Source organism: Stenotrophomonas sp. SMYL11, assembly GCF_036320005.1.
Lineage (GTDB): Bacteria > Pseudomonadota > Gammaproteobacteria > Xanthomonadales > Xanthomonadaceae > Stenotrophomonas > Stenotrophomonas maltophilia_A.
The window spans coordinates 76,310-102,548 of sequence record NZ_JAWIRS010000009.1; the positions used below are offsets into that span (position 1 = coordinate 76,310).

The 26,239-nt window shown below is 67.1% G+C and carries 23 protein-coding genes and 1 riboswitch; of the genes, 11 read left to right on the forward strand and 12 right to left on the reverse strand.

From position 1 onward, the window contains the following. The first annotated feature begins 124 nt into the window (after positions 1–124). Positions 125–952, forward strand: a complete 828-nt coding sequence (locus V3B46_RS13640) for a class I SAM-dependent methyltransferase (protein ID WP_005408109.1) — start codon at positions 125–127, stop codon at positions 950–952. 75 nt (positions 953–1,027) lie between these two features. Here V3B46_RS13640 and V3B46_RS13645 read toward each other — a convergent pair whose 3' ends face one another. The 3 genes from V3B46_RS13645 to olsF all read right to left on the reverse strand — a co-directional run bounded on the left by V3B46_RS13645 (position 1,028) and on the right by olsF (position 4,755). Further along, on the reverse strand, positions 1,028–2,095 hold the full coding sequence (locus V3B46_RS13645) for a metal-dependent hydrolase (RefSeq protein WP_329892147.1): 1,068 nt from the start codon (positions 2,093–2,095) through the stop codon (positions 1,028–1,030). Between the two features lie 150 nt (positions 2,096–2,245). Beyond that, the gene (locus tag V3B46_RS13650; protein ID WP_154262342.1) at positions 2,246–3,046 is read right to left on the reverse strand and encodes a UDP-2,3-diacylglucosamine diphosphatase; all 801 of its coding nucleotides are present in this window, start codon (positions 3,044–3,046) and stop codon (positions 2,246–2,248) included. Next, positions 3,043–4,755, reverse strand: a complete 1,713-nt coding sequence (olsF, locus tag V3B46_RS13655) for a bifunctional ornithine lipid synthase OlsF (protein ID WP_329892148.1) — start codon at positions 4,753–4,755, stop codon at positions 3,043–3,045. The genes V3B46_RS13650 and olsF overlap by 4 nt, the downstream gene beginning before the upstream one ends. A 335-nt stretch (positions 4,756–5,090) precedes the next feature. Here olsF and metK point away from each other — a divergent pair, with 335 nt between their 5' ends. Further along, positions 5,091–6,302, forward strand: a complete 1,212-nt coding sequence (gene metK, locus V3B46_RS13660; RefSeq protein ID WP_010481882.1) for a methionine adenosyltransferase — start codon at positions 5,091–5,093, stop codon at positions 6,300–6,302. A 139-nt stretch (positions 6,303–6,441) separates the two neighbouring features. Next, complete coding sequence (locus V3B46_RS13665) at positions 6,442–6,948, forward strand: acyl-CoA thioesterase (protein ID WP_154262340.1); 507 nt, start codon at positions 6,442–6,444, stop codon at positions 6,946–6,948. 101 nt (positions 6,949–7,049) lie between these two features. Here V3B46_RS13665 and ppc read toward each other — a convergent pair whose 3' ends face one another. Then, positions 7,050–9,761 carry a phosphoenolpyruvate carboxylase gene (gene ppc, locus V3B46_RS13670; RefSeq protein ID WP_329892202.1) on the reverse strand — a complete coding sequence of 904 codons (2,712 nt, stop codon included), beginning with the start codon at positions 9,759–9,761 and terminating at the stop codon, positions 7,050–7,052. A 295-nt stretch (positions 9,762–10,056) separates the two neighbouring features. Next, complete coding sequence (locus V3B46_RS13675) at positions 10,057–12,573, reverse strand: S9 family peptidase (RefSeq protein WP_329892149.1); 2,517 nt, start codon at positions 12,571–12,573, stop codon at positions 10,057–10,059. Positions 12,574–12,693: 120 nt separating this feature from the next. After that, a riboswitch (S-adenosyl-L-homocysteine riboswitch) is annotated at positions 12,694–12,777 on the forward strand. Between the two features lie 36 nt (positions 12,778–12,813). On the opposite strand from V3B46_RS13675, the gene ahcY reads away from it, so the two are divergent. Then, entirely contained in the window at positions 12,814–14,259 is a 1,446-nt protein-coding gene (gene ahcY, locus V3B46_RS13680; protein ID WP_329892150.1) for an adenosylhomocysteinase, read from the forward strand. A 76-nt stretch (positions 14,260–14,335) separates the two neighbouring features. On the opposite strand, the gene V3B46_RS13685 is transcribed toward ahcY, so the two are convergent. Next, positions 14,336–15,178: a tetratricopeptide repeat protein gene (locus V3B46_RS13685; RefSeq protein WP_329892151.1), complete on the reverse strand. Its 843-nt coding sequence runs from the start codon at positions 15,176–15,178 to the stop codon at positions 14,336–14,338. A gap of 100 nt (positions 15,179–15,278) precedes the next feature. On the opposite strand from V3B46_RS13685, the gene ybaK reads away from it, so the two are divergent. Together ybaK and V3B46_RS13695 are read left to right on the forward strand one after the other, a co-directional pair. Then, positions 15,279–15,752: a Cys-tRNA(Pro) deacylase gene (gene ybaK / locus V3B46_RS13690; RefSeq protein ID WP_106467086.1), complete on the forward strand. Its 474-nt coding sequence runs from the start codon at positions 15,279–15,281 to the stop codon at positions 15,750–15,752. Beyond that, positions 15,752–16,255 carry a hypothetical protein gene (locus tag V3B46_RS13695; protein ID WP_329892152.1) on the forward strand — a complete coding sequence of 168 codons (504 nt, stop codon included), beginning with the start codon at positions 15,752–15,754 and terminating at the stop codon, positions 16,253–16,255. Before ybaK ends, V3B46_RS13695 begins: the two co-directional genes overlap by 1 nt. Here the strand turns inward: V3B46_RS13695 and V3B46_RS13700 are convergent. Together V3B46_RS13700 and V3B46_RS13705 are read right to left on the reverse strand one after the other, a co-directional pair. Beyond that, on the reverse strand, positions 16,252–16,884 hold the full coding sequence (locus V3B46_RS13700; protein ID WP_329892153.1) for an energy transducer TonB: 633 nt from the start codon (positions 16,882–16,884) through the stop codon (positions 16,252–16,254). The two genes, V3B46_RS13695 and V3B46_RS13700, sit on opposite strands and share 4 nt — an antisense overlap. Positions 16,885–16,975: 91 nt before the next feature. Further along, positions 16,976–17,533, reverse strand: coding sequence for a DUF3228 family protein (locus V3B46_RS13705; RefSeq protein WP_075675355.1), 558 nt, complete (start codon positions 17,531–17,533; stop codon positions 16,976–16,978). 105 nt (positions 17,534–17,638) lie between these two features. On the opposite strand from V3B46_RS13705, the gene V3B46_RS13710 reads away from it, so the two are divergent. Genes V3B46_RS13710 through V3B46_RS13720 form a run of 3 tightly spaced genes read left to right on the forward strand, consistent with a single transcriptional unit; the run spans position 17,639 to position 20,750 of the window. After that, entirely contained in the window at positions 17,639–18,769 is a 1,131-nt protein-coding gene (locus V3B46_RS13710; protein ID WP_329892154.1) for a type 1 glutamine amidotransferase domain-containing protein, read from the forward strand. Positions 18,770–18,771: 2 nt separating this feature from the next. Next, entirely contained in the window at positions 18,772–19,461 is a 690-nt protein-coding gene (locus V3B46_RS13715) for a response regulator transcription factor (protein ID WP_032129701.1), read from the forward strand. Then, complete coding sequence (locus V3B46_RS13720) at positions 19,458–20,750, forward strand: sensor histidine kinase (RefSeq protein ID WP_329892155.1); 1,293 nt, start codon at positions 19,458–19,460, stop codon at positions 20,748–20,750. The genes V3B46_RS13715 and V3B46_RS13720 overlap by 4 nt, the downstream gene beginning before the upstream one ends. A 47-nt stretch (positions 20,751–20,797) precedes the next feature. Here the strand turns inward: V3B46_RS13720 and V3B46_RS13725 are convergent, their stop codons facing one another. From V3B46_RS13725 to V3B46_RS13735, 3 genes are read right to left on the reverse strand one after another with little or no spacing between them, the layout of a single operon-like run. Further along, complete coding sequence (locus tag V3B46_RS13725; RefSeq protein ID WP_329892156.1) at positions 20,798–21,529, reverse strand: LytR/AlgR family response regulator transcription factor; 732 nt, start codon at positions 21,527–21,529, stop codon at positions 20,798–20,800. Next, complete coding sequence (locus V3B46_RS13730; protein ID WP_049425075.1) at positions 21,526–22,572, reverse strand: sensor histidine kinase; 1,047 nt, start codon at positions 22,570–22,572, stop codon at positions 21,526–21,528. Before V3B46_RS13730 ends, V3B46_RS13725 begins: the two co-directional genes overlap by 4 nt. A gap of 24 nt (positions 22,573–22,596) precedes the next feature. Continuing rightward, the gene (locus tag V3B46_RS13735; protein ID WP_329892157.1) at positions 22,597–23,523 is read right to left on the reverse strand and encodes an alpha/beta fold hydrolase; all 927 of its coding nucleotides are present in this window, start codon (positions 23,521–23,523) and stop codon (positions 22,597–22,599) included. 203 nt (positions 23,524–23,726) lie between these two features. Here V3B46_RS13735 and metF point away from each other — a divergent pair, with 203 nt between their 5' ends. Together metF and V3B46_RS13745 are read left to right on the forward strand one after the other, a co-directional pair. Further along, positions 23,727–24,554, forward strand: coding sequence for a methylenetetrahydrofolate reductase [NAD(P)H] (gene metF, locus V3B46_RS13740; protein ID WP_049399801.1), 828 nt, complete (start codon positions 23,727–23,729; stop codon positions 24,552–24,554). A gap of 40 nt (positions 24,555–24,594) precedes the next feature. Continuing rightward, positions 24,595–25,179 carry a DUF4124 domain-containing protein gene (locus V3B46_RS13745; RefSeq protein ID WP_329892158.1) on the forward strand — a complete coding sequence of 195 codons (585 nt, stop codon included), beginning with the start codon at positions 24,595–24,597 and terminating at the stop codon, positions 25,177–25,179. Positions 25,180–25,266: 87 nt separating this feature from the next. Here the strand turns inward: V3B46_RS13745 and V3B46_RS13750 are convergent, their stop codons facing one another. Then, the gene (locus V3B46_RS13750; RefSeq protein ID WP_329892159.1) at positions 25,267–26,223 is read right to left on the reverse strand and encodes a Nudix family hydrolase; all 957 of its coding nucleotides are present in this window, start codon (positions 26,221–26,223) and stop codon (positions 25,267–25,269) included. Between the last annotated feature and the right edge of the window lie 16 nt (positions 26,224–26,239).

Consider the following 26,239-nt stretch of genomic DNA (forward strand, 5'->3'; position numbering starts at 1 on the left):
GTGTCCTCGCTCCTCCCTCCGGTGGCGTGCGGGGGCGGGCCCGGCCCCCCCCCCCCCCCCCCCCCCCCCCGACTCTACGCGCCCCTTCCATTGATCACGCTCGACGCTACAAGAGCCCGCCCCCATGACCCCGCCGATTTCCTCCCCGACCTACCTGCACGGATTTTCCGGCACCGAACAGCAGCGCCTGATGACCCAGGCCCGGCTGCTGGAATCGAGCATCTTCGGCCAGATCGACTACAGCGGCGCGCGGCGCCTGCTGGAAGTCGGCAGTGGCGTCGGCGCGCAGACCGAGATCCTGCTGCGCCGCTTCCCCGAGCTGCACGTGACCGGCGTGGACCTGAGCGAAACACAGCTGGCCACCGCGCGCGAGAACCTGGCGCGCACACCGTGGTGCAGCGACCGCTACACCCTGCAGCAGGCCGATGCTGGCGAACTGCCGTTCGAGGCACGCAGCTTCGACGCGGCGTTCCTGTGCTGGGTGCTGGAGCACGTGCCGTCACCAGCACGCGTACTGAGCGAGGTGCGCCGCGTGCTGGCGCCGGGTTCGCCGGTGTACATCACCGAGGTGATGAATGCCTCGTTCCTGCTCGACCCGTACTCGCCGCATATCTGGCGCTACTGGATGGCGTTCAACGATTTCCAGTACGACCACGGGGGCGACCCGTTCGTCGGCGCAAAGCTGGGCAACCTGCTGCTGGCCGGCGGCTTCCGCGACGTGCACACCGAGATCAAGACCATCCACCTGGATAACCGCGAGCCGGCACGCCGCAAGACGATGATCGCGTTCTGGGAACAGCTGCTGCTGTCGGCTGCCGACCAGCTGTTGCAGGCCGGATCGGTGGACGAAGAAACCGTGGAAGGCATGCGTCGCGAGTTCCGTCTGGTGCAGAACGACCCGAACGCGGTGTTCTTCTATTCGTTCGTGCAGGGCCGCGCCACGGTGTATTGATTCGGTGGAGCCACGTCATGCGTGGCTGCCTTCGCCGATGCCCCCCGCCATCCACGCATGGCGTGGATCTACTGATCAATGCACGGCGGTATGGTCGACCGCACCCGGCGGTGCTGCCGGCTCCTGCCAGATCCGCTGCCACATCGCGGCCAACCGGCGTCCGACGTCGGCGCGTGCAGCCGGGCTGCTGTAATCCACCCGCACCTGCTCGGGCGTGATCGCCCGCCACTGCCCATCAGCCTGCTTGGCCACCGCGAAGTTGAACGTGTAGTCCGGCTCCAGGCCCATGCGCAGGTCACTCAGCACCAGCCGACCGTCCACCACCTGCGCACGCATGAAGCCGCGATTGAACCAGGTCAGCTGCTGTACCGCCGGGATGCCCCCTGCTTCGCGCAGGGCCTGCACGTTGGATGCGTGGCCTTCGAACTGCATCGGCCCGTGGTCGGCCACCAGCGAGCGGTCGCCCACCACGTAGCCGTTCGGCGTCATTGCCACCACGCGCCACAGCAGGGTGTTGAACGGCATTGGCACCGAGAAGCGCGGCGCATCGCCCAGGCCCATCGCCGCCAGGCTCTGCTGGGCAGCACGGTCGACCTGCGCCTTGGCGATCAGGCCCCAGCCCAGGTAGGCACTGCTGACCAGCAGCGCCAGACCCAGCACCTTGCCTGCCCAGGGCCGAGCGCTGCCGAACCAGGCCAGCACGCAGCCCAGCAGCAGCCACAACGTATAACCCGGGTCGATGATGAAGACGCTGGAGCCCATGGTCGGGTGCGGGCGCAGCGGCCACCACAACTGCGTGCCGTACACAGTGAACGCATCCAGCACGGGATGGGTGACCAGCGCCAGCAGGATCACCCAGAACCAGCGTACCGGTGACTGCGCGACGCGGCCATTGCCGAAGCGCTTGAACAACCACCAGATCAGTGCCGCCACCCAGGGCAGCACCAGCAGTGAGTGGCTGAAGCTGCGGTGCTCGATCATGTTCGCCACCGGGTCGGCGGCAGTGAAGCCGAGCCACAGAGCGTCGAGGTCCGGCAGGGTGCCGAGCGCGGCACCGGCCAGCAGGGCCGCACGGCGATGGCCGGGCGGGGCGATGGCAGCAGCGACGGCGCCGCCGAGCACGATCTGGGTCAGGGAATCCATGGGCCGATGCTAGCGGCTTGCGGGCGCGCCGTCTCACTCCCGAACACCGCGTCTGTAGAGTCGGCTGTTAGTCGACTGCTCTTCCGTCTGGCAGTGGAAACCGCGCGCTACGCGCGATAGTCGACTGACAGTCGACTCTACAAAAGCGGGTTATGCCGCCTGCGACAACCGCGCGCCAGGAAGTTCGACCAGGGTCTGCCCATTGTGGTCGAGCAGGCGTAGCGCGCCATCATGGTCTTCGGCCAGTGCGGTCAGGCTCTCCACCCAGTCGCCGTCGTTGGCATAGACCAGGCCATCGCGCTCGATCAACGCGGCGCGGTGAATGTGGCCGCAGACGATGCCATCCAGGCCACGCCGCCGCACGTCGTCCAGCCCGGCCTGCACGAAGCGCTCGATATAGCGTTCGGCCGCGCCGCTGCGCTTCTTCAGGAATTCCGACAGCGACCAGTAGCGCATCCCCAGCAGGCGCCGCACCGCATTCAACGCCTGGTTGCCGGTGAGGATCCGGTAGTACAGCCAGTCGCCGAATTTTTCCTGCAGGCCACCGAAGTGCGTCACGCCGTCGTACTCGTCGCCATGCGCAACGAGCAAGCGACGGCCATCGGCGGTCACATGGATGGCGCGACGGCGCACCTGCATGGCCGGCAGCATCAGACCGCACACGTGGCGCAGCGAGGCGTCGTGGTTGCCGGGGATATAGACGATCTCGGTCCCGGCACGGCGCAGCGCGTGCAGGGCCTGGATGACTTCGCTGTGCGACTGGCGCCAGTTGGCACGGCGATGCGCCATCCACCACAGGTCGATGATGTCGCCCACCAGGTACAACCGTTCGCAGCGCAGCTGCGAGAGGAACCGCGCCAGCTCGGTGGCATGGCAATGACGTGACCCCAGGTGCACGTCGGAGACGAACACTGCGCGCCGGTGCGGCGACAGGTTCGCCAGCGCGCTCATGCCGGCGTCCCCGCGTCGCGCAGGTAGCGTTTGCGCTTGTTCGGCCGGATAGCGCACAGGTCCACTTCAATCAGGCCGTCGATCGAATCACTGAAGTCCGGGTCGACACCGAATGCAAGGAAACGGGCGCCACCGGGTTCGCACAGATCGGTGTACTGGCGGTACAGCGTCGGCACGCCGGTACCCAGTGCGGCCAGGTTGGCCTTGAGCACATCGAACGCGGCACCGGCATCCAGTTCGCCGAAACTCGGCGGCGCGGCGAAGTACTGGAAGGGGCGGTTCGATTCGGCCAGGCCGGCGCTACCGCTGTAGTAGCGCTGGTAGTACGCCACCAGCTGCTCGCGTGCATCGCGTGGCAGCGCTGCGCTGATCGACACGGCGCCGAACAGGTAGCGGATGCCGGGCCGGCACTGCAGGTAGGCGCCGATGCCCTGCCACAGGTAGTCCAGGCTGCGGCTGCCCCAGTAATCAGGCACCACGAAGCTGCGGCCCAGCTCCAGACCCTCTGCAATGTGGGTGATGGCATCGTCGGAATAGCGGAACAGCGATGCGCTGTAGAGCCCGGACAGGCCGTGCCGGGCCAGCGCGTGGGCACCACGCATGATCCGATAGGCGCCGGCGATGCGCTGCGCGGCCGCGTCCCAGATCACGATGTGTTCGTACCGCGGGTCGTAATCGTCCAGATCGCGGCTGCGTCCGGTGCCCTCGCCTACCTGACGGAAGGTCAGCTCGCGCAGGCGCCCCAGCTCCAGCAGCAGCGGCGAATCGGCGGTACAGGTCGCCAGCAGGATCTGCTTGCCGTCGGCGGTCTGGCCCAGTTGGGTCGCCGCGGCGATGCCTGCAGCCACCTGTGAAGGCGGCACCGGGGCAGCCAACGGCTCGGGGCCTGCAACAGCAGCTGCATCGCCCGCCGCCCCATTACGGCCCAGCGCATACAGCGCGCGGCGCACCGCAAGCAGCTGTGCACCCGGGTCGTCGCCCTTGCCCAGCTGCATCGGCTCACCGATGCTCAGCCGCAGCGGACGGCCACGACGGGTGAACATCTCGCGCGCCAGCAGCGCGGTGCCGGCCGGCTTGAACAGGGTCGAGGCGCCGTAGAACAGGGCCGAGTTGCGTGCCTCCACACGTACTGGCAGCACCGGCGCACCGGCAGCGCGGGCAAAGCGGACGAACCCGCGCTGCCAGCGACCATCACGGATGCCGCGCAGCGACAGCCGCGAGACCTCGCCGGCCGGGAACACGATCACGCACTGCTCGGCGGCCAACGCCTCCTCGACGGCATGCAGGCTGCCACGCTGAGCCTTGCCACCGAGGATGCGCACCGGTAGCAGCAGGTCCTGCAGTGGCGCGATTGCCCCCAACAGGTCGTTGGCCACGATCCTCACGTCACGGCGGATGCGGCCGACCGCGTCCAGCAGGGCGAGGGCATCCAGTGCCCCGGAGGGATGGTTGGCGACGATCAGCAGGCGGCCGGCCGGGATCCTGGCCAGCGCGGCCGGGTCCACCTTGTACTGGCCGTCGATGAACTCCAGGCCGGCGGCGACGAAGCCGAAGCCACGCAGGCCTGAACTGCGCTGCAGGAAGGCTTCGATCTGGTCCAACCGCGACCAGCGGCCGACGCTGCGCAGCAAGGGCCGGGCCAGTTGGCCACGACGACCATGGAACCAATCGGGGAAGCGTTGCTGGAGACGCTGTTCAAGTTCCTGCATGGCAGATCCACTCATGCCCGGCGGCCGGATTGGCCGACAGCCTGCGCCCGGCAGGCGGCAGCCAGATGGCGGTTTTTGGGCAGAACGATGACGGCTGGCCGGTCCTGGGGCGGGCGAGGTGGCCCGCGCAGTCGGGCCGGTAGCAGCCCGGTACGTTGTCACGCTGGTGGAACACTGGGCCTCGAGGCTGGGCCTCAATCCCGGCCGGACGGCCCCTGCCGGGCCTACATGGGCTTAACCACCGGCAACCGGTACAGGTTCACAATGCACAGGCGGCGCACCCCGTGTATCATGCGCGCCCATCTTTCCATCCGAATCAAGGGATATTACGCCTGATGTCCAGCTATCTCTTCACCTCCGAGTCGGTCTCCGAAGGCCATCCGGACAAGGTTGCCGACCAGATCTCCGATGCGGTGCTGGACGCGATCCTGACCCAGGACCAGCGCGCCCGCGTGGCCTGCGAGACCATGGTCAAGACCGGTGTTGCCATCGTCGCCGGTGAAATCACCACCAGCGCCTGGATCGACCTGGAAGCCCTGACCCGCAAGGTCATCACGGACATCGGCTACGACAGCTCCGACGTCGGCTTCGACGGCGCCACCTGCGGCGTGCTGAACCTGATCGGCAAGCAGTCGCCGCACATCGCCCAGGGCGTGGATCGCAAGAAGCCGGAAGAAATGGGCGCTGGCGACCAGGGCCTGATGTTCGGCTATGCCACCAACGAGACCGACAGCTACATGCCGGCCGCGATCCACCTGTCGCACCGCCTGGTCGAGCAGCAGGCCAAGATCCGCAAGAAGAAGAACTCGCCGCTGTCGTGGCTGCGCCCGGACGCCAAGAGCCAGGTCACCCTGCGCTATGAAAACGGCGTGGTCTCGGCCATCGACGCCGTGGTCCTGTCGACCCAGCACGCCCCGGGCATCAAGCAGAAGGACCTCATCGAGGCCGTCCGCGAAGAGATCATCAAGCCGGTGCTGCCGGCCAAGTGGCTGCACAAGGGCACCAAGTTCCACATCAACCCGACCGGCAAGTTCGAGATCGGCGGCCCGGTGGGCGACTGCGGCCTGACCGGCCGCAAGATCATCGTCGACACCTACGGCGGCTGGGCCCGTCACGGTGGTGGCGCCTTCTCCGGCAAGGACCCGTCCAAGGTCGATCGTTCGGCGGCCTACGCGGCCCGCTACGTGGCCAAGAACGTGGTTGCCGCCGGCCTGGCCGACCGTTGCGAAGTGCAGGTCTCCTACGCCATCGGCGTGGCTGAGCCGACCTCGATCTCGGTCACCACCTTCGGCACCGGCAAGATCAGCGACGACAAGATCGAGAAGCTGATCCGCAAGCACTTCGACCTGCGCCCGTACGGCATCATCAAGATGCTGGACCTGGTGCACCCGATGTACCAGCAGACCGCGGCCTACGGCCACTTCGGCCGCAAGCCGAAGGAGTTCAGCTACCTCAACGGCGAAGGCGAGACCGTCAACGCCACGGCCTTCTCCTGGGAGAAGACCGACCGCGCCGCCGCCCTGCGCGCCGATGCGAAGCTGAAGTAAGAAACACGAAGGGCCGCTCACGCGGCCCTTCTCTTTTTCGGTAGAGCCGGCCGCTGGCCGGCTTTTTCATGGCCTCCGGAAACAATCGCGTGGTTGCCGGCCAGCGGCCGGCACTACCGGTTGCCGATACAATCGCCCCATGTCGACCGAACTGAAAACCCACCAGCTGTCCATGACCGTGCTGATGTCGCCGGACATGGCCAATTTCTCCGGCAAGGTTCACGGTGGCGCGATCCTGCGCCTGCTCGACCAGGTCGCCTACGCCTGCGCCAGCCGCTATGCCGGCCGCTACGTGGTCACCCTGTCGGTGGACCAGGTGATGTTCCGCCAGCCGATCGCGGTGGGCGAACTGGTCACCTTCCTGGCCTCGGTGAACCATACCGGCACCTCGTCGATGGAGATCGGCGTCAAGGTGGTGGCCGAGGACATCCTCAAGCGCAGCGTGCGCCACGCCAACAGCTGCTTCTTCACCATGGTGGCCGTGGATGAGGAAGGCCGGCCGACGCCGGTACCGCCGCTGCAGCCGGCTACGTCCGATGAGAAGCGCCGGCAGGCCGCCGCGTTGATCCGCCGCCAGCTGCGCCAGGAAATGGAACAGCGCCATCTGGAACTGCTGGCGTCGAACCCGCCGTCGCCGGAGGAATGAGGGTGTGCGGGGCAAGCCCCGCACCCAGCGAGGCCGCAGTTGCCGGCCAGCGGCCGGCACTACCATTTCGAATTCGCCGGACCATGCCCGGCGGATGCATTTCACCCGGTGTTCTGAACACCCTGCGAAACACCGTTCACGCAGGCCACCAGCGCGCGCAGCAGCTCGTCATCCTCGCGCCCGCTTTCGCGCCAGCGCTGCAGCAGATCCACCTGCAGCACGCTGATCGGATCGACGTAGGGATTGCGCAGGCGGATCGAAAGCGACAGCCGCGCATCGTGGTCGAGCAGCGTCTGCTGGCCCATCAGCGCCAGCAACCAATGCCGGGTGAGTTCAAGCTCACGTTGCACCTGCGGGAAGAAGCGCCCGTGCAGGTCGCCCGACAACAGCGAGAACTGCTCGGCAATGGTGATATCGCCCTTGGACAGCACCATCGCGATGTCGTCGAGGAAGGTGCGGAAGAACGGCCAGTCACGCGCCATCTCGCGCAGCGTCTGCTCGTGGCCAGCATCGACTGCCGCCTGCAGGCCGCTGCCCACGCCATACCACCCGGGAATGACCGCACGCGCCTGGCTCCAGGCGAACACCCACGGAATCGCGCGCAGGTTGCCCAGTGCTGCGTCCTGACCGAGCCGACGCGACGGGCGCGACCCCAGCGTCATCCGCTCGATCACGTCGATCGGCGTGGCCGTGCGGAAGTAGTCCATGAAGCCAGACTGGCCGACGAAGGCGCGGTACACCTCGCTGCTGGAGCCGGCGACCACATCCATCACCGGCCGCCAGTCGTCCTCGCGCGGCTCCGCCGCACGCGGGCGCAGGCTGGCGCGCAGCACGGCACCCGTGGCCTGTTCCAGGGAGCGCAGGGCCAGCGCGCGGATGCCGTACTTGCGGTGGATCACCTCGCCCTGCTCGGTCACCCGCAGGCGGCCATCGATGCTGCCGCGCGGCGATGCATCCACCGCATGCGTGGTCTTGCCACCACCGCGGCTGATCGAGCCGCCACGGCCATGGAAGAAGGTCAGGCGGATGCCCGCCTCGGCCGCCACCTCCAGCAGTTCCACTTGTGCACGCTGCAGGCCCCAGCGCGAGGCGGCGATGCCGCCGTCCTTGCTGCTGTCCGAGTACCCCAGCATCACCATCTGCACGTCATCGCGTGCACGCAGGTGCGTGCGGTACACCGGATCGGCCAGCAGGTCGCGCAGGGTCGCAGTGCCACGCTTGAGGTCATCGACCGTCTCGAACAAGGGCGCGATATCCAGCGGTACCGCGTCGTTGTCATCCACCAGACCACCACGGCGCGCCAGTGCCAGCACCGCCAGTACGTCGCTGCGGTCGTGTGCCATCGAGATGATGTAGCTGCCCAGTGCATCACCACCATGGCGCGCACGCGCATCGGCCAACGCCGCGAACACCGCATCCAAACGCTGGTTGCCTTCGTCCTCACCCTTTGGCAAAGGCACCTCGCCACCGGCATGCGGCGCCAGCAGGCGCGCGCGACCCAGTACATCCTGGCCCTCCCACGCAGCGTCGCCGCCCAGCACCGCGGCCAACGCGCGTGCATGCACGCTCGATTCCTGACGCACGTCCAACCGCGCAAGGTGGAAACCGAACGTCTTCACCCGCCACAGCAGGCGCTGCACGGCGAAGCCACCGGCATGTTCGCCGCGGTTGGCGCGCAGGCTGTCCAGGATAAGCTGCAGATCCTCGATCAGTTCATCAGGACCGGCGTAGGCGCCTTCGCCGTCATCCAGTGTGGCCTGCAGGCGTGCGCGCATGCGGTCATTGAGCAGGCGGTAGGGCATGTCGGCATGGCGTGGGCGCGACTGCACCTGCGGCAGCAGCTGCTGGTAGTGCGCCACGCGCGCCTGCAGGGCATCACTGACACCCACCCGCTCGGTGGATTGGCTGAGCAGGCTGGCCAGCTGCAGCAGCTCCTTCTGGTAGCGCGCGAGTACCGCCTGCCGCTGCGCATCCAGCGTGTTGCGGATGGTATGGGCATCCACGTTCGGGTTGCCGTCCATGTCGCCGCCCACCCAGGTGCCGAAGCGCAGCAGTCGCGGCAATGGCAGTTCTTCGCCATAGGTATCGCGCAGCGCCTGCTGCAGCGATTCGTACAGCACCGGAATCACCCGGTACAGCACCTGCACCAGATAGAAGCCGACGTGCTCGCGCTCGTCATCAACGGTGGGCCGCACCGGCGAAGAATCGGTGGTCTGCCACGAAGCGGTCAATGCCATGCGGAAGCGCGCGGCATCGGCGGCGGCCTCACCCGGCGTGCGCTGGCCGTCAAGGTTGTCGACCAGGCTGGCCACCATCAACTGCTCTTTTTCCAGCAGCGCGCGGCGTACCGCTTCGGTCGGGTGTGCGGTGAACACCGGTTCGATATCGATGCGGGGCAACCACAGCGCCAGCTCGTCCAGCCCCACGCCCTGCGCCTTCAGGTGCTGCAGCGCGTCCTGCAGGCCATCGGGCTGCGGCGCGGTGGTGCCGGCCCGCTGGTAGTCGCGGCGACGGCGGATGCGATGCACGCGCTCGGCGATGTTGACCACCTGGAAGTAGGTGCTGAAGGCCCGCACCATGGTTTCGGCCTGTTGCGGCGCGCGCCCGGCCAGGCCGTCGGCCAGCTCGGACAGCGGCGCCTGATTCTCGCGGCGGGCAATGGCGCGGGTGCGCACGTCCTCGACATCGTCGAGGAACGCGGCGGATACCTGCTCGACCAGCAGATCGCCGACCAGCGCGCCAAGCCGGCGCACATCATCGCGAAGCGGAAGATCGGGAGAAGCGAATTCGATGCTGCTGCGGTACTCGTTCATCGGCGACGCACAGGCCTCGGTCAACGGATCCAGACCCCAAGCCTAAACCAGAACGGGCATCGTGCTGCGATGCAAAAATGGTTTCATCTGCACGCATCGCCTGATGTGACCGGAGTGGAAGCTCCGACGGGAACCACTGTGCGGGAAACACCGACTTGGTAGAGTCGACTGTCAGTCGACTGCTCTCCTGTCAGATCTTCGAAAGCCCGCGCTGCGCGCGATAGTCGACTAACAGTCGACTCTACCCCGTCGCGTCATGGCGGCCCCCGTTGCAGGGGCCGCCGTCATGCGCGGATCAGCGCTTCTTCTTCGCCTTGCCCTGCTCGGCCGGGCCGATGGTCTGTTCCAGCCAGCGCTCGCTTTCGGCCAGCATGGTCATGATCGACTCGCGTGCACGGTAGGCATGCGATTCGTTCGGCAGCATCACCAGCCGCGCGGTGCCGCCCAGGCCCTTCACCGCCGCGAACATGCGCTCGCTCTGCATCGGGAACGTGCCAGAGTTGTTGTCGTCCACGCCATGGATGAAGAGGATCGGATCCTTGATCCTGTCGGCGTAATTGAACGGCGCCATCTTCTGGTACACGTCCTGCGCCTGCCAGTAGTTGCGCTCCTCGGCCTGGAAGCCGAACGGGGTGAGCGTGCGGTTGTAGGCGCCGCTGCGGGCAATGCCGGCCTTGAACAGGCGCGTGTGCGCCAGCAGGTTGGCGGTCATGAACGCACCATAGGAATGGCCGCCGATGGCGATGTGATCGCGATCGGTCACGCCACGGCGCACCACTTCATCCACCGCTGCCTGCGCGTTGGCCACCAGCTGTTCGATGTAGGTGTCGTTCGGCTCCTTGTCGCCCTCGCCGATGATCGGCATCGACGGGCTGGCCAGCACCACATAGCCCTTGGCCAGAAACGCCTGCGGGCCCCAGTAGCTGACCGCGTTGAAGCGGTACGGCGAATCGGTGACCTGGCTGGCCGCGGCCGCGCTCTTGAACTCGCCCGGATAAGCCCACATCAGCAGCGGGCGCGGGCCGTCGCGCTTCGGGTCGTATCCCGGCGGCAGCAGCAGGGTCGCGGTCAGGTCCACGCCGTCCTTGCGCTTGTAACGGATCTGCTCCTTCTGCACGCCCTTCAGCTGCGGCAGCGGATGGGCGAAGTGGGTCAGCGCACGCGGCGCGGCGCCGGCATCGGCCAGCGACTGCACGTAGAAGTTGGCCGGCTCGTCCGGGCTCTCGCGGCTCAGCAGCAGCGAGCTGGCCTGGTCGTCCAGCAATGCCACCGGCAGCGCGTAACTCGGCGCCTGCGAGTGGAACAGGCGCGTGGCCTTGCCACTGGCGATGTCGAAGCGGTCCACGAACGGGCGGTCGCCTTCCGGCGAAGCACCGGCGCCGGCGAGGTACAGGCTGCTGCCATCGGGGCTGGTCTGCAGCAGCGAACGACCGCGCGCATCGCTGACCATCAGCGCCCGGCCCGGATCGGCGTAGCGGTCCTGCGCGTCACGATCCCACAACAGGCGTGGCTCGGTACCGGCGTTGTCCGGGGCGATCAACCAGGTCTTGGTCCTGCGGGTCTTCCACCACGATTCGGTCAGCAGTGCGAGATCGCCACGGGCCCAGCTGATGCCAGCGTAGCGACTGCCCAGCTGGGCGACGGTCACCGGCGGCCTGTCGAACGGCGCAGCCTGCATGAACACCGCATCGCGCACCTTGGCGTCCCTGTTCGGGTCGCCCCCGTCCTGCGCCTCGGCCCAGACCAGGGTGGCATCGGCATCTCCGCGCCAGCTGATATCGCGCACGCCGGTCACTTCGGCATCGTTGCCGGTCGGCAGGCCTTCCACCAGCGGACGCACGGCCACGGTGTGCACCAGTTTGCCGCTGGCACGGTCGATCACTTCAATGCGGCGCGGGAAGCTGCTTACCGGCACCACGTACGAGTACGGCCGCTGCACCGGCTGGCGCAGTACGAAGCGACCATCCGGCGATACCGAGAAGCCGATGAAGATGCCGGCTGCGCCGATCGCGCGGGTGCTGCCATCCAGGCTGACTTCCATCGGCTGGGTGGTGGCGTAGTAATCGAACTGGCGCGCGTCGACCTCGTTCTTCAGCAGGTCCTGGTAGGTGCGGATCGACACCACGCCGCCGCCCTGGCTGGTCTGCTGCACGGCCGGGCCGGTCGGAATGCCGTCGGCGGCCGGGGCCGCACCAAGGTTGGCCGGGCGGGTGAAGACTACCAGGCCGCGGCTGTCCGGCAACCACTGGTAGCCGCTGCCGATCACCGTGTTCAGGCCGGCAACCAGACGACGGGCACTGCCGCCGGCCACGTCCACCAGCCACAGTTCATTGGCGCCGCTGGCGGCGTCGACCTGGTTGAAGGCCAGCCACTTCTGGTCCGGCGACCACATCACGCTGGCGATCGACAGCGTGGCCGGCAGGCCGCTGATCTGCCGTTCCTTGCCGTCGGCCACGTTCATCAGCCACAGCTTCTCGCCGAAGCTGAAGCGGCTGTCGGAGAAGGTGCGCGGGTTGATGCGCAGGCCAGCCAGCTTCAGTTCGGGCTGCGCCACCACCTGGATCGACGGCAGCGACGGCATCTGCATCATCGCGGCCACGTCGCGGCGCGGGGACAGGTACAGCGAGGGCGCGCGCGGCGCGTCCACCACCGCCTGCAGCGCCGCCGAAGGCAGTTCGTAGCCGTTGACGCCCTGGGCCTGTACCTGGGCGGGCTGCGGGGACGCGGCCCAGGCCAGCGGAGCCACCGCCAGCAGTCCCATCGACAGGACCAGGCCGGTCCAGCGCCGTGTGCGGCGCGCGTGCATGCTCATCGTTCCACCTGTGTGATGCGTGAAAACACCGACCTTAACAGGCCGTGCACGCGATCCCACCTGCCGATGGTTGGGTCATCGGGATGTCATGCCGGGGCCGCGATATAATGGGGGTTCTCCCCTGCCGAGGGGCGCTGCGACCGGATCCCATGAGGCCCGGCCAGGCTCGGTAAGGTGGCTTTGTAACAACGGCGCCCGGCTAGATGCGAGCACCCGCTCGCCCACAACCGGAGCACACGAATGAACGCTGTTGCCAAGACCTTCTCCACCGAAGGTGATTACAAGATCCGCGACATCACGCTGGCCGACTGGGGCCGCAAGGAACTGGACATCGCCGAGCACGAAATGCCGGGCCTGATGTCGATCCGCCGCAAGTACCAGGCCGAGCTGCCGCTGAAGGGCGTGCGCGTGACCGGCTCGCTGCACATGACCATCCAGACCGCGGTGCTGATCGAGACCCTGAAGGACATCGGCGCCGACGTGCGCTGGGCCTCGTGCAACATCTTCTCGACCCAGGACCACGCTGCTGCCGCCATCGCCGCCACCGGCACCCCGGTGTTCGCCTGGAAGGGCGAAACCCTGGAAGAGTACTGGGACTGCACCCTGGACGCGCTGACCTTCACCCTGGCCGACGGCACCCTGACCGGCCCGGAACTGGTGGTCGACGACGGCGGTGACGTGACCCTGTTGATCCACAAGGGCTACGAGCTGGAAAACGGCAGCGACTGGGTCAACACCGCCTCTGCCTCGCACGAAGAACAGGTCATCAAGAACCTGCTCAAGCGCGTCGCCAAGGAGCGCCCGGGTTACTGGGGCCGCGTGGTCAAGGACTGGAAGGGCGTCTCCGAAGAGACCACCACCGGCGTGCACCGCCTGTACCAGCTGGCCCAGGCCGGCACCCTGCTGATCCCGGCGATCAACGTCAACGACTCGGTCACCAAGAGCAAGTTCGACAACCTGTACGGCTGCCGCGAGTCGCTGGCCGATGGCCTGAAGCGCGCGATGGACGTGATGCTGGCCGGCAAGGTGGCCGTGGTCTGCGGCTACGGCGACGTCGGCAAGGGCTGCGCGGCCTCGCTGCGTGCCTACGGCGCGCGCGTGATCGTCACCGAGATCGACCCGATCTGCGCCCTGCAGGCGGCGATGGAAGGCTATGAAGTCAACACCATCGAATCGACCCTGGGCCGTGCCGACCTGTACGTCACCACCACCGGCAACAAGGACATCATCCGCATCGAGCACCTGAGCGCGATGAAGGACCAGGCCATCGTCTGCAACATCGGCCACTTCGACAACGAGATCCAGGTCGATGCGCTGGTCGCGTTCCCGGGCGTGAAGCACGTGAACATCAAGCCGCAGGTGGACAAGTACATCTTCCCGAACGGCAACGCGATCTTCCTGCTGGCCGAAGGCCGCCTGGTGAACCTGGGCTGCGCCACCGGCCACCCGAGCTTCGTCATGTCCAACAGCTTCGCCAACCAGACCCTGGCCCAGATCGACCTGTGGGCGAACAAGGACAGCTACGAGAAGAAGGTCTACCTGCTGCCGAAGAAGCTGGACGAGGAAGTGGCCCGCCTGCACCTGGAAAAGATCGGCGTGAAGCTGACCACCCTGAGCCAGGAACAGGCCGACTACATCGGCGTGCCGGTGGAAGGCCCGTTCAAGCCGGACCATTACCGCTACTGATCGTGCCGGGGTCGGATCCCTTTCCGCAGGAAAGGGCTCCGCCCCCCTCTGCCGACGCGAGCAGGTGGTCGTGGCGCTACATGTGCTGCCGATCATCCTGCAGCGCGCTCTGGCACTGCGCGACGAAGTCGCTCTGCCAGCAAGCCAAATCGAATCCCTCGCGCTGCTGGAATGAAACGGTCTCGGCGCTGAGCGCATAGCAGCGATTCTGGCTCAGGCGCAGCGCCGCCATCGTGTCACCCGCCTCCCAACAGCGTTCGATGCAGGCCTGCATCACGGCATAGTCCGGGTTGGTCTTGGCGCCACCGAAAGCAAACCCCATCTGCTGGGCCATCGCCAGCACAGGATCGCCGGCCGCATCGGCTGCACGCAGAATCCGCAGTACACCGGGCTCGGGAATGCCGAATGCCCAGTTCGCCAGGACCGCCGCACGCGCCGACGCCACAGCCGCCGCGTGCTGCCCCAGGCGCATCTGCTGCCCTGCCAGCATGGCCCATGCCCGCTGCAGCTCGGGAAAGCGGCTGCAGGCATCTTCCAGCAGCACGATGGCTTCAGCCGGTGCACCGGCCTGCACATGCCGCTGCGCGCGCTCAACCAGAAGCAACGGCGAATCCGCATCTGCAACCTCGTGCTCGGGTGGATCGCGATCTTCATCGTCACCGTCCCACCCGCCACCGGCATCCAGCCACCGGACGAAGGCGTCCAGCGAGGAATGGCTGAAGACCATGCGCCCTTCGTCATGGAACATCTCGCAGACCACCGGCGGCTCAGCTTCGCGCCCCAGCGGCCAGTACAGACCAAACAGATCGCCATTCCCCAGTGCGCCTTCGGCGACCGGCCAGAAGCCCTGCGGCGGGTACGGTCCCGCGCACGGTTCAGCATCCAGGGTCAGGTCATGAAGGCATTGCGGAGCGCGCATGTTCGATGTCCAGGCAGTGTCTACCGTCCATTATCACCGCGCTGCGCCTGGTAGTAGCCTCGGTCAAGGCAACTCCCCCACCCCGCGCTACGATTCACCCATGACTCCGGCCATCAACCTGCTCAAGCGCGAGAAGATCGCCCACACCGTGCGCAGCTACGTGCACGACGCCCACGCCGAATCGTATGGCGGCGAAGCCGTCGACAAGCTCGGCCTCGACCCGGCCCAGGTGTTCAAGACCCTGTTGGCCAGCACCGAGACACACGAACTGCTGGTGGCGATCGTGCCGGTGGCCGGCCAGCTGGACTTGAAGGCGCTGGCCGAAGCGGCCGGCTGCAAGAAATGCGAGATGGCTGCTGGAGACGCCGCACAGCGCGCGACCGGTTACCTGGTCGGCGGCATCAGCCCGCTCGGACAGAAGAAGCGCCTGCGCACCTTCCTGGATGCCAGTGCCGAAGCGCTGCCCGCGCTGCATGTCAGCGCCGGACGCCGTGGCCTGGAAGTGGAACTGGCGCCGACCGACCTGCTGCGACTGACTGCCGGCCACTACGCTGCCATCGGCAAGTCACGCTGATGCGCTGGCCCTGGTCTGCAGCGCCGATACCCCGGCTCGACGATGCACAGGCCGATGTGCTGCTGCAGGACCTGCTTTCGCGCGATGCAACGCGCATCAACGATGCCGCGCGTACGGTCGCTCGGCTGTTCAGCGCCTCATCGTTGGACGCGCTGGTCGCGCATGTGGATACGATCGAACGCAGCTGCCAAGGCATCGCCCTTGGCGGCATGCTGATCAGCAACCAGGCGCACCTCAAGGCGGCCCTGCAACGGCTGCGCTACTGGCAGGCACACGAAGGCTGCCTGTGCGCGCTCTACCCATCCTATGTGTTTTTCAGCCCCGAGCCGCTGCTGCAACAAGGTCACGTGCAGCTGCGTGCACGGGGCGAAGCGGAGGACGGCTGGGGCGAATGCTACCGGCTGACGTGCACCTGCTGCGCGCAGCAATGGAGCGCGACCGAGCGCGAATACCACTACACCTGGTGGGAGTGGAAGCCCGAGCCCGCCCTGCAGACGCCTTAGTTGAGCTTGAACGTGACCGTGCCGCGTATCAGGCTCATGCTTGGTGCCTTGCCTGCCGCTTCACGCTCGTAGCGCCAGTCACGCGCGTGCTTGAGCGCCGCCGCATCGAGCAGCGGGTAGCCGCTGGATCGGGACAGGATGATCGCCTGGGTCTTGCCCTGCGCATCCAGCAGCAGCATCAGCTCGACACCTCCCTGCTGGGCCTCGCGCATGGCGGCCGCAGGATACGTCGGGACCGACGAAAGTCGCCGCTGGTGCCAGCCTCCTTCCCGGGCAATCAAGGGCGTGCTGGAAGAGAGTGGGCAACGTGCAGGCATCTCCAGGTCGAAGCCTGCAGCCCCTTGCGAAGGCCGGGTGGTGGCTGGCGCACCACAGGCGATCGCCGACACGCTCTGCAGCAACAACTGCTGACGCGAAAGCGCTGCAGCGTCATCCGCTTCCACATGGAACGTGCAGCGCCCCGACGTTGCCTGCGCCTGCAGTGAACCCACGTCGGCATCACGGATCGGCGTCACGTCGGACAGGGCCCCACAGGCAGCGCCTGCATCGTATTTTGCTGCAGAGCCCTCACACGCGGCCAGCAGGCCTGCGGCGACCCATGCGAACGGCATCCAACTGCGAACATCCATCCCTGTGCTCCCTGCGTTGATTCACCGCCATGGTAGCGCCCCGCTGCAAACTTCCCTGTTCACATGCCGACTGTCCGGCCGCAGCGTGGGCTCACGGCCGCCAGTTGGCGTTGTTCTCCCAGAACGCCACCGAGCGCTGGTAGGCCTCCCGGTCCAGCGGCACACCCGAACCACCCTCCTCCACGCCCAGCGCATTGCGCATCATGGTGATCGGTGCCATCGGCACTTCTTCCGGTTCGGCGGTATAGATGCAGCCGACGATGCCCCAGTCGGCCTCGATCGGTGAACCTTCCTTCGCCAGCTGCTCGGCGCTATACAGGATCACCACCAGATAGTTCGCGCGCGGCGACTCCACGCCCTCGAACCAGCGCACCAGCACCGGCAGTTCCTCGCGGTTGCGCGCCTCGTAGCCGCTGCGCAGCTGGTGGCGGTTGGCCTCGGTGACCGGCACCGTCAGGCAACGCGTGCTGGTCCAGTTCTCGTAGACGAACAACTTGCAGAACGGCGCGTAGCCGTCGAGCACCTTCAGCGGCGCGTGCGCATTGAGGTGCGCCTCGAACTGCTCGGCAGTACAGTCCTGGATGGTGTTGCCACGCGGCACGCGCGGGAACAGGCGGGGACGGGCGAAGTCGGTGAGGACGATGGACATGGCATGCACGAACGAGAACAGGCCCTCAGGGTAACCGTCGATGCGCTTGAAGTCTGCTTCACATTTGCCGGCCACAGTGCGCGCACATCTCCCGGAGAGTCCTGCATGAACCGCTTCCGCTCCCCCCTGCTGTCCGGCCTGCTGGCCGTCCTTCTCCTCCCTGCCATGGCCCCATCCTCCGCGTCTGCCGCACCATCGCGCGTGCTGCTCGTCGTCAGCAGCGAAGGCCGGGACCAAGGGAAGACCCGTCCGGGCTTCGAGATGGACGAATTCGCCCAGGCCTGGCTCATCCTCAAGCAGAACGGCTTCGACATCGACGTGGCAAGTCCGCGTGGCGGCGCCGTCGAGGCTGACAAGTACAACCCCTCCGAGGCCTTCAACGCAGCTGTCCTTGCCGATTCCCAGGCCATGGGCAAGCTTGCCGCGACCGTGCCCACTGCACAACTGCGTGCCAGCGACTACCAGGGCGTCCTGGTGATCGGCGGCAAGGGTGCCATGTTCGACCTTCCGGCCGACAAGGCCCTGCATGCCACGATTGCCGGAATCTGGCAGCAGGGTGGACTGGTCGCGGCGGTATGCCATGGTCCGGCCGCACTGGTGGGTGTTCGCCTTCCCGATGGCCGGGCCATGGTGGAAGGCCGCGCCATGACCGGATTCACGGAAGAAGAAGAAGCACTGTTCGGCAAACGTTGGGCGAAGGAGTTCGCGTTCCAGCTTGAACCGCGCATGCGCGAGCTGGGCGCACGCTGGCAGGAGGCACCGCTGATGATGCCCAAGGTCGTAGTCGATGGACGCCTGCTGACCGGTCAGAACCCGTTCTCGACCGCCGCACTGGCTGACGCCTTCGTGCGCGCCAGCGGGCGTGTGCCACTGGCACGCCAGGCATGGCGCGATGAGCGCAGCATGGCGCTGGTGGAGCAGCACCTGCAGCAGCGTGATGGTCAGGCGGCGCAGATACTGGCGCAGCGCCCGTCCGACCATCACGTCGAGCTGATCGGCATGCTGGGTTTCTACCAGCTGAAAGCAGCAAAGGACGCCACTGCAACCGCCGACGCGCTGTCCATCATGCAGCTGGCCAGCCCGCATATGGACGAGCCGAGGCTGCAGGTCGCGATGGCAGAAGCGCACTGGCGCCTGGGCCGGACCGATCTGGCCCGTTCGCAGGTACTGGCTGTGCTGGAAAAGCAGCCCGGTCTGGACGAAGCTAACGCTCTCCTGGCCCGCATGCAGCCCTGACCATGGACGCCGAGCGCCTGCGCCTGCTGTTGATTGAAGACAACCTGCCGTTGGCCTCGGCCATCATCGACATGCTGCAGGCGCATGGCCATCTGGTCGATTTCGCCGCTGGCGGACACGTCGGGCTGCAGTTGGCGCTGGCGTCACCGCCGGATGTGCTGCTGCTCGATATCGGGTTGCCGGGCACCGATGGTACGACGGTCTGCCGTCGGTTGCGCGAGTGCAGTGATCGGCACGTCCCCATCCTGATGCTGACCGCACGCGATGCGATCGACGACAAGCTGCAGGGCTTCGCTGCGGGCGCGGATGACTATCTGGTCAAGCCCTTCGACGATGCCGAGCTGCTCGCCCGCTGTCTCGCCCTCGCCCGCCGCCATCGCGTGGGTCAACCGAACCTCCTGCAGATTGGACCGTTGAGCATCGACCGCCGCAGCGGCCAGGCCTGGCGCGCGGGATTGCTGCTGGAGCTGGCACAGGTTCCGCAGCGCATCCTGCTCGTACTGGCCGAGGCCTGGCCGCGAACCGTCACCCGCAGCGAGCTCGTTCAACGCCTGTGGGGGGATGAAGCACCTCCTTCCGATCCGCTGCGCTCGCATCTGTACCTGTTGCGGCAGGTACTGGACAGGCCGTTCGAAGGCGAGATGCTGCGCACCGTCCACGGTGTCGGCTTCCGTCTGGAAGCTTCGCCATGAAACCGCGGCCCACCCAGCACCTGCGCCGTCGACTGCTGATCACATTCACAGCCTTCGCGCTGTTCACCGCCATGGTGTTCGGCACCTACTCGCTGGTGTTCATGTATGTGGTGGAAGACAGCATCTTCAACGCCCAACTGGACCGTGAAGCACGGGCTCAGCTCGCCTGGCACGCGCTCGAAGGGGACTGGCGTACACCTGCCGATGCCGCAATCCAGCTGCATCGTTCACCCTCTACCTTCCCCGACGATCTGCGCAGCGAGTTCGCAAAGGAACCGTGGCGCTCGGAGTTCGCGGGTGTCGATGGTCGGCACTACCATCTCAAGCGAATCGATCCCCCGGCCGGCGCCCGCCCTGCTTGGCTTGTTTCGGAGGTCAGTGCGCAACTGGTGGTCCGGCCGATCCGCGATCGGGTCGTAATGCTGCTTGCCGGCACAGCACTGCTGGTCCTGATCGCGGCGATCGTCCTCGGCATCTGGCTCGCCCATCGCAGCACACGCTCGCTCTACGCGCTGGTCGAGGAGGTTGAAGCGCTGCAGCCGGAACCAGGCCCCGGCGTGCGCCTGGCAGCACGTTTCGACGATGACGAGATTGGCGTGCTCGCGCGCGCCCTGGATGGATTGTCCGCACGCGTCGCTGCCTTCGTTGCCCGCGAACACGCGTTCACGCGCGATGCCAGCCACGAACTGCGCACACCCTTGAGCGTCATCTCCAGTGCGGCAGGCCAGTTGGCCAGCGAGTCGGGCCTGTCCGAGCGTGGCCGCCAGCATGTGCAGCATATCCGTCTTTCGGCACTGCAGCTGCAGCAGGCCATTGCGGCGCTGCTGGCGCTGGCTCGCGAGGAAACCGCCAGCCACGGCGCTCCGCCGGTCAAACTTGTGCCGCTGCTGGAACGGGTGATCATCGAGCAGTCTCCGTTGCTGGCTGCACGGCCGGTCGAGGTACAGCTGACTGTGCCCGACGGGGCCACGCTGCGCGCGCCCGAGGCGGCCCTGCGCGTAGTCCTGGCCAATCTGGTCGGCAATGCGTTCGCGCATACCGCGCAGGGCCAGGTCCTGATTGCATGGCAGGACGCTCAGCTGCTGGTGCACAACACGGCAGGTGCTTCGCCCTTCCTTGGCAACTGGCCCGAGCCGCGGCCATTCGACAAGCGTGATGGCAGCGAGGGCAACGGTCTGGGCCTGGATATCATGCGGCGACTGTGCAGCCACTACGGGCTCGAACTGGTCATCCAGCACGGCGGTGGCGGGGTGATGGCCCGCTTGAGGGGGCAGCCAGCCGAGGCATGAAGCGCCTCCGGCGGTCCAGCCCCGTCAGTGCCGAGCGGTAGCGGCAGCTACAACGCCATCCGCTCGCGCAGCTCCCGCGCCTGCCGGCGCGACACCTCCACCTCGCTGCCGTCGTCCAGTGCCAGGTCATAACCATCAGCGATGCTGGGCGTCACGCCTCGGATGCGGCGCAGGTTGACCAGCGTGTTGCGGTTGGCACGGAAGAACAGATCCGGCGGCAGGCGTGCTTCCAGCGCACTCAGGCTGCGGGTCAGCAACGCGTTCTGGTCGCGGAACCACAGCCGCGTGTAGTTGCCATCCACCACCAGCCGGCGGATCTCCGAGACCGCCACGAACCAGCAGCGTTCGCCCTCGCGCACGAACACCTGGTCCTGCGCGCCCAGCGTGCTGCGCGGCTCCGGCGTTTCGCCCGCCACCACCTCGCGCTGGCGCGCCCGCTGCAACGCTTCCAACAAGCGCGGTGCCTCGACCGGCTTCACCAGATAGTCCAGCGCGTTGGCCTGGAACGCGCGCACCGCGTAGGTGTCGTAGGCAGTAACGAAGATCACCGCCGGCACCGTCTCCAGCCCGTCCAGCACATCGAAGCCACTGCCGGAGGGCATCTGCACATCCAGCAGCACCAGGTCCGGCGCCAGTGTGGCGATCGCCTCGCGCGCGGCCGGCACATCGTCGGCCTCGCCCACGCACTGCACCCACGGCAGCGCCGACAACAGCGTGTGCAGCTCCTGCCGCGCCAGCCGCGCATCATCAACGATCAATACGCGCAGCACGCCACTCATTGCGGAATCTCCAGCAGGGCCTGCATGCGGTCGCCGACCGGCTGCAGGGTGAAACGACCTTGCGTACCGAGCTGCGCACGCAGGTACGCCAGGCCGACGCCATGCCCAGGGGTGGGCTCGTTGGCGCTGCCCAGCGGATTGTCCACCTGCAGGCGCAGCACGTCATTGTCCAGCGTGGCACGGATCTGCACCTCGCCGCCGCCGGGGCGGCTGGCGATGCCGTGCTTGATCGCGTTCTCCACCAGCAGCTGCAACGCCATCGCAGGCAGCTGCGCCTGCATGGCATCGGCATCGATCTGCTGCCGCACCTGCAGGCGCTGCTCGAAGTGGATGGCCTCGATGGCCAGATAGTCGTCGACCACCGCCAGTTCCTCGGCCAGCGTGACCTGCTCGCTGCGGTTGTGCGCCAGCGCCTGGCGCAGCGTGCGCGACAGGCGGGTGACCATGTCGCGCGCACGCTCAGGATCTTCCAGGATCAGCGCACGCAGGTTGTTCAGCGCATTGAACATGAAGTGCGGGTTGAGCCGCGCACGCAGCGCATCGCGTTCCAGCGCACTGCGCTCGGCTTCGGCGCGCAGGCGGGCCAGTTCCGCCCCGCGTATCCGGCGCAGGCTGTGCAGGCTTGCCCAAAGCGCTGCCCACAGGGCCAGCATCACCGCAGTGGTGTACCAGTAGAGCAGCAGCGCCTTGGGGCTGAAGTCGGCCGTCTGCCGCCCCAGGCTCACCCAGTTCCAGGCCAGCGCCGAGTGCAGCGCGATGTTCACCAGCAGCTGCGCCACTGCCGCGCCCAATGCCACCGACAGCGCCAGCCGCAGCAACAGCCCGGCCGTACCGCGCGCCCACCAGTCGGCACGCAGCGCCAGCGCACGGATGGCACCGCTGCATCCAAACAGGGCCAACGCCAGGCCCAGTGTGATCAACACGCCTGCGCTTCCGGCATCGCTGAAATAGGCTTGGCGCAGGCCGATTCCGGCAACGCCATAGAGCGCCCATACCAGCGCATTGAGCAGCCAGAAGCGTACCGTCGAGGAGGAATCCGGCATGTCCATTCCGAGGCGTGTTGAAACTCAGTGGTGACGGTCGAGGAAGGCCTGCACCTGTTCCTGCAACCAGCGCGGATCATCCCACATCAGGAAGTGGAAACCCTGCGCGCTCATCGCGATCTGTACGCCCTGCAGTTTCGCGTACTGCGCCTGGAACACCGCCCGGGTGCCGTCCTCGGTGCCACCCATCGGCTGGTAGCCGGCCCAGCTGCCCAGCACCAGCGTCGGTGCGGTGATCGAGGCAATGCTGTCACGCAGGTCAGTGGTCATCACCGCATGCATGGCATCGGCCGTGGTCTGGCGATCGCTGTCTTCGCCCCAGCGGCCCAGTTCGGCCTGGCGCTGAGTATCGCGGGTCATCCCCGGCAGGCCCGCCTTCAACTGCGCCTGCCATTGCGCGGCGTCGGCGGCCAGCATGCCCTTGCGCAGCTGGTCGGCCACCGGCCGCACGCTGTCAGCGGTGGCCTTCGGGTCACGCGCGGCCGGCAGGAATGGCAGGGCGTCAACCACCACCAGCGCGCTGACCGCCTTCGGCTCGGCCTGCGCCATCTGCAGGCCCAGCAGGCCACCGAGGCTGTGGCCAACCACCACCACCGGCCCCAGATGCTGGTCATGCAGGTAGGCCAGCAGCTGCCCGCGCATCGCCGGCAGGAACTCGACCGGGCGCGGATCGGCCGCGAGCGCACCGGCAAAGCCGGGCAGCTGCACCAGATGGCACTGCACATCCTTCAGGGCCAGGCAGGTCTCGCGCCACACCTCGGCGCTGCTGTTGAGGCCGGGAATCATCAACAGCGGTCGGCCCTTGCCGACCACCTCGACCTGCACCTTGCCGGCGGTCGAGTCAGTGGCGGCATGCGCGGAACCGGAGCCGAGCACGGCCATCGCCATGCCGATCATCGCCAGCCGGGCCAGCGCCTTCATTGCGTACCAGAGTGCCAGGAAGATCTTCATCGTCTGCTCCTTCATCAGGTGGGTGGTGCCGGGATGGGATCAGCGTGCCGTCGGTCCAGCGCCCCCGGTTGCGATTCCGGAGCAACGGCCGATCGCCGGGGCGAACGGTCGCAGGCGGCTGACGATATACGCCCGCAGAAATTGACAACATCCATCTTGATGAAGCGATATACTAATCCGCACCCGCCGCTGCCGCCCGTGCCATGACCGCCATCAGCTTCGAGTTCTATCCGCCCAAGACCGACGAACAGCGCAGCCAGCTGGACCGCGCCGCGGCCAGGCTGAAGGACTACGGTCCCGAGTACGTGTCGTGTACCTTCGGCGCCGGTGGCTCGACCCTGAGCTATACCTCCGAGACCGTGCGCCATCTCAACCAGCACCATGGCTTCGATGCCGCACCGCATCTGTCCTGCGTCGGCGGCACCCGTCAGGAAATCCGCGAGCTGCTCAAGCTGTATCGCGCCATCGGCTGCCGCCGCCTGGTCGCGCTGCGCGGCGATCTGCCGTCGGGCATGGGTTTCCCCGGTGACATGCGCTATGCCGCCGAACTGATCGACTTCATCCGCGCCGAGCACGGCGATGCGTTCCATATCGAAGTGGGCGCGTACCCCGAAACGCACCCGCAGGCTTCCGACGCACTGGCCGACCTGAAGCATTTCAAGGCCAAGATCGACGCCGGTGCCGATGCGGCGATCACCCAGTACTTCTTCAACCCCGATGCCTACTTCCATTTCGTCGACGAAGTGCGGCGGCTGGGCGTGCAGGTACCGATCACGCCCGGCATCATGCCGATCGCCAACTTCAGCCAGCTGCGCCGCTTCTCCGAACAGTGCGGTGCGGAGATCCCGCGCTGGATCAGCCGCAAGATGCAGGCCTATGGCGATGATGCAGAGTCGGTGCGTGCATTCGGCACTGAAGTGGTGGCCAAGCTGTGCCAGCGCCTGATCGAAGGCGGCGCACCCGGCCTGCACTTCTACACCTTGAACCTGGCCAAGCCGACCACTTCGGTGCTGAAGCTGCTGCAGGGCTGAAAGCACGGCGCGCAAGCGTGATCGGCGCTACCCTGCGAGGATGATCCGGCTTTCCTTCCTGCTGTTGCTGCTGCCGCTGTGCGTGCTGTCGAGCGTCGCCCACGCACAGTCCACACGCCTGAACCGCTGCACCGATGCCCAGGGCCAAAGCGTCTACACCGACCGGCCCTGCGACAGCCTGGGCGCGCGGTCGCGGTTGCCACCGCCTGCGCCCGCCGGCAATACCCTGCAGCGCGACACCCTGGGGGCACGCTGCCCGCGGCGGCTGAGTGAACTGGTGGACGCGCTGCGCGTCGGCATCGTCAGCAACGATGTGAATCGGCTGTCCTCACTGTATCTGTGGGGCGCGGTTTCCGATGCGGGCGCGCAGCGCATCCTCGGCCAGCTGGAATCCTTGGCGCGGCGGCCCCTGGTGGACGTGGTGCCGGTGTATCCGTCACAGGCGCTGCCGCAATCGCAGGATGAGGATCAGAGCCCTGCCGCGTTGGGATTCGACCCTGTGGCCTCTGTGGCGCGGCATCCCATCGGCCTGCGCCTGGAGCAGACCCTGCCCGGCAGCGCGTCGCGCGCTTCGACGGTGCTGGGGTTGCGACGGCAATACGGGTGTTTCTGGATCACGCTGTGATCGCGAGCATCCATCCACGCATGGCGTGGATCTACTGCCTCCATCCCACACGGTAGCGCCGGGCCATGCCCGGCGAGCGAAGCAGCCTTACTCCGGCCACAGCGCGCGGATGGCGGCGATGCCCTGCCCGCCATGGCGGCGCGCTTCGGCGATGTGACCGCGGCCCATGCCGCCCAGCGCATAGATCGGCAGTGACACCTGCGCGCGCAGCTCGGCGAACGCGTTCCAGCCCAGCGGCACGGCATCGGGATGGCTGGCCGTGGCCTGCACCGGGCCCAGCACGGCGAAGTCGCAGCCCAACCGCTGTGCGGCCTGCAGCTGCTGCAGGTCATGGCAGGACGCGGCCACCAGCTGGCCTTCGGGCAGCGGACGCTGCGACAACTCCAGCAGCTGCTCGCTGCCCAGGTGCACCCCAACGCCCAGTACGCGCGCGCGTTCGATATCGCGGTTGAGCAGCCACTGCACCCCGCTGCGACGATGCGTGCGCACGGCCTGTTCGACCATCGCCTGGCGCTGCGGATGTGCCGTCGGCAACCGCAGCTGGATGCGCTGCTGGCCCGCCGCCACCACACGCTGCAGCTGTTCATGCCAATGCTGCATGCCGCCCTCATCATCGGCCGGCGCCGGGGTGATCAGGTAGCTGTCGGGCTGGCGCAGCGCGGCCACCACCGGCAGGTCGGCCGGTGGCATCGAATAGCGACCCAGTTTGTCCGGCGCCACCCAGGTAATGGCCTGACCCTCGCGGCCACGTGGCGTCCCCTTCCAGCTGCGCACGTGGCGCACTTCCAGGGTCAGGTACTTGTCCGGGTAGCGCTGCGGCACATCCATCAGCCATTCGCCGACATCGGCTTCGATGCCCAGCTCCTCGCGCAGCTCGCGAACCAACGCCTGCTCGGAGGTCTCGCCGGATTCGCGCTTGCCGCCGGGGAACTCCCACAGGCCGGCCATGTCGCGGTTCTCGGTACGACGGTTGAGCAGCACGCGGCCACGGGCGTCGGTGATGACGGCGGCCACGACGTGGATCGATCGGGTGGGGGGAGCCATGGGGGAAGCATGCCCA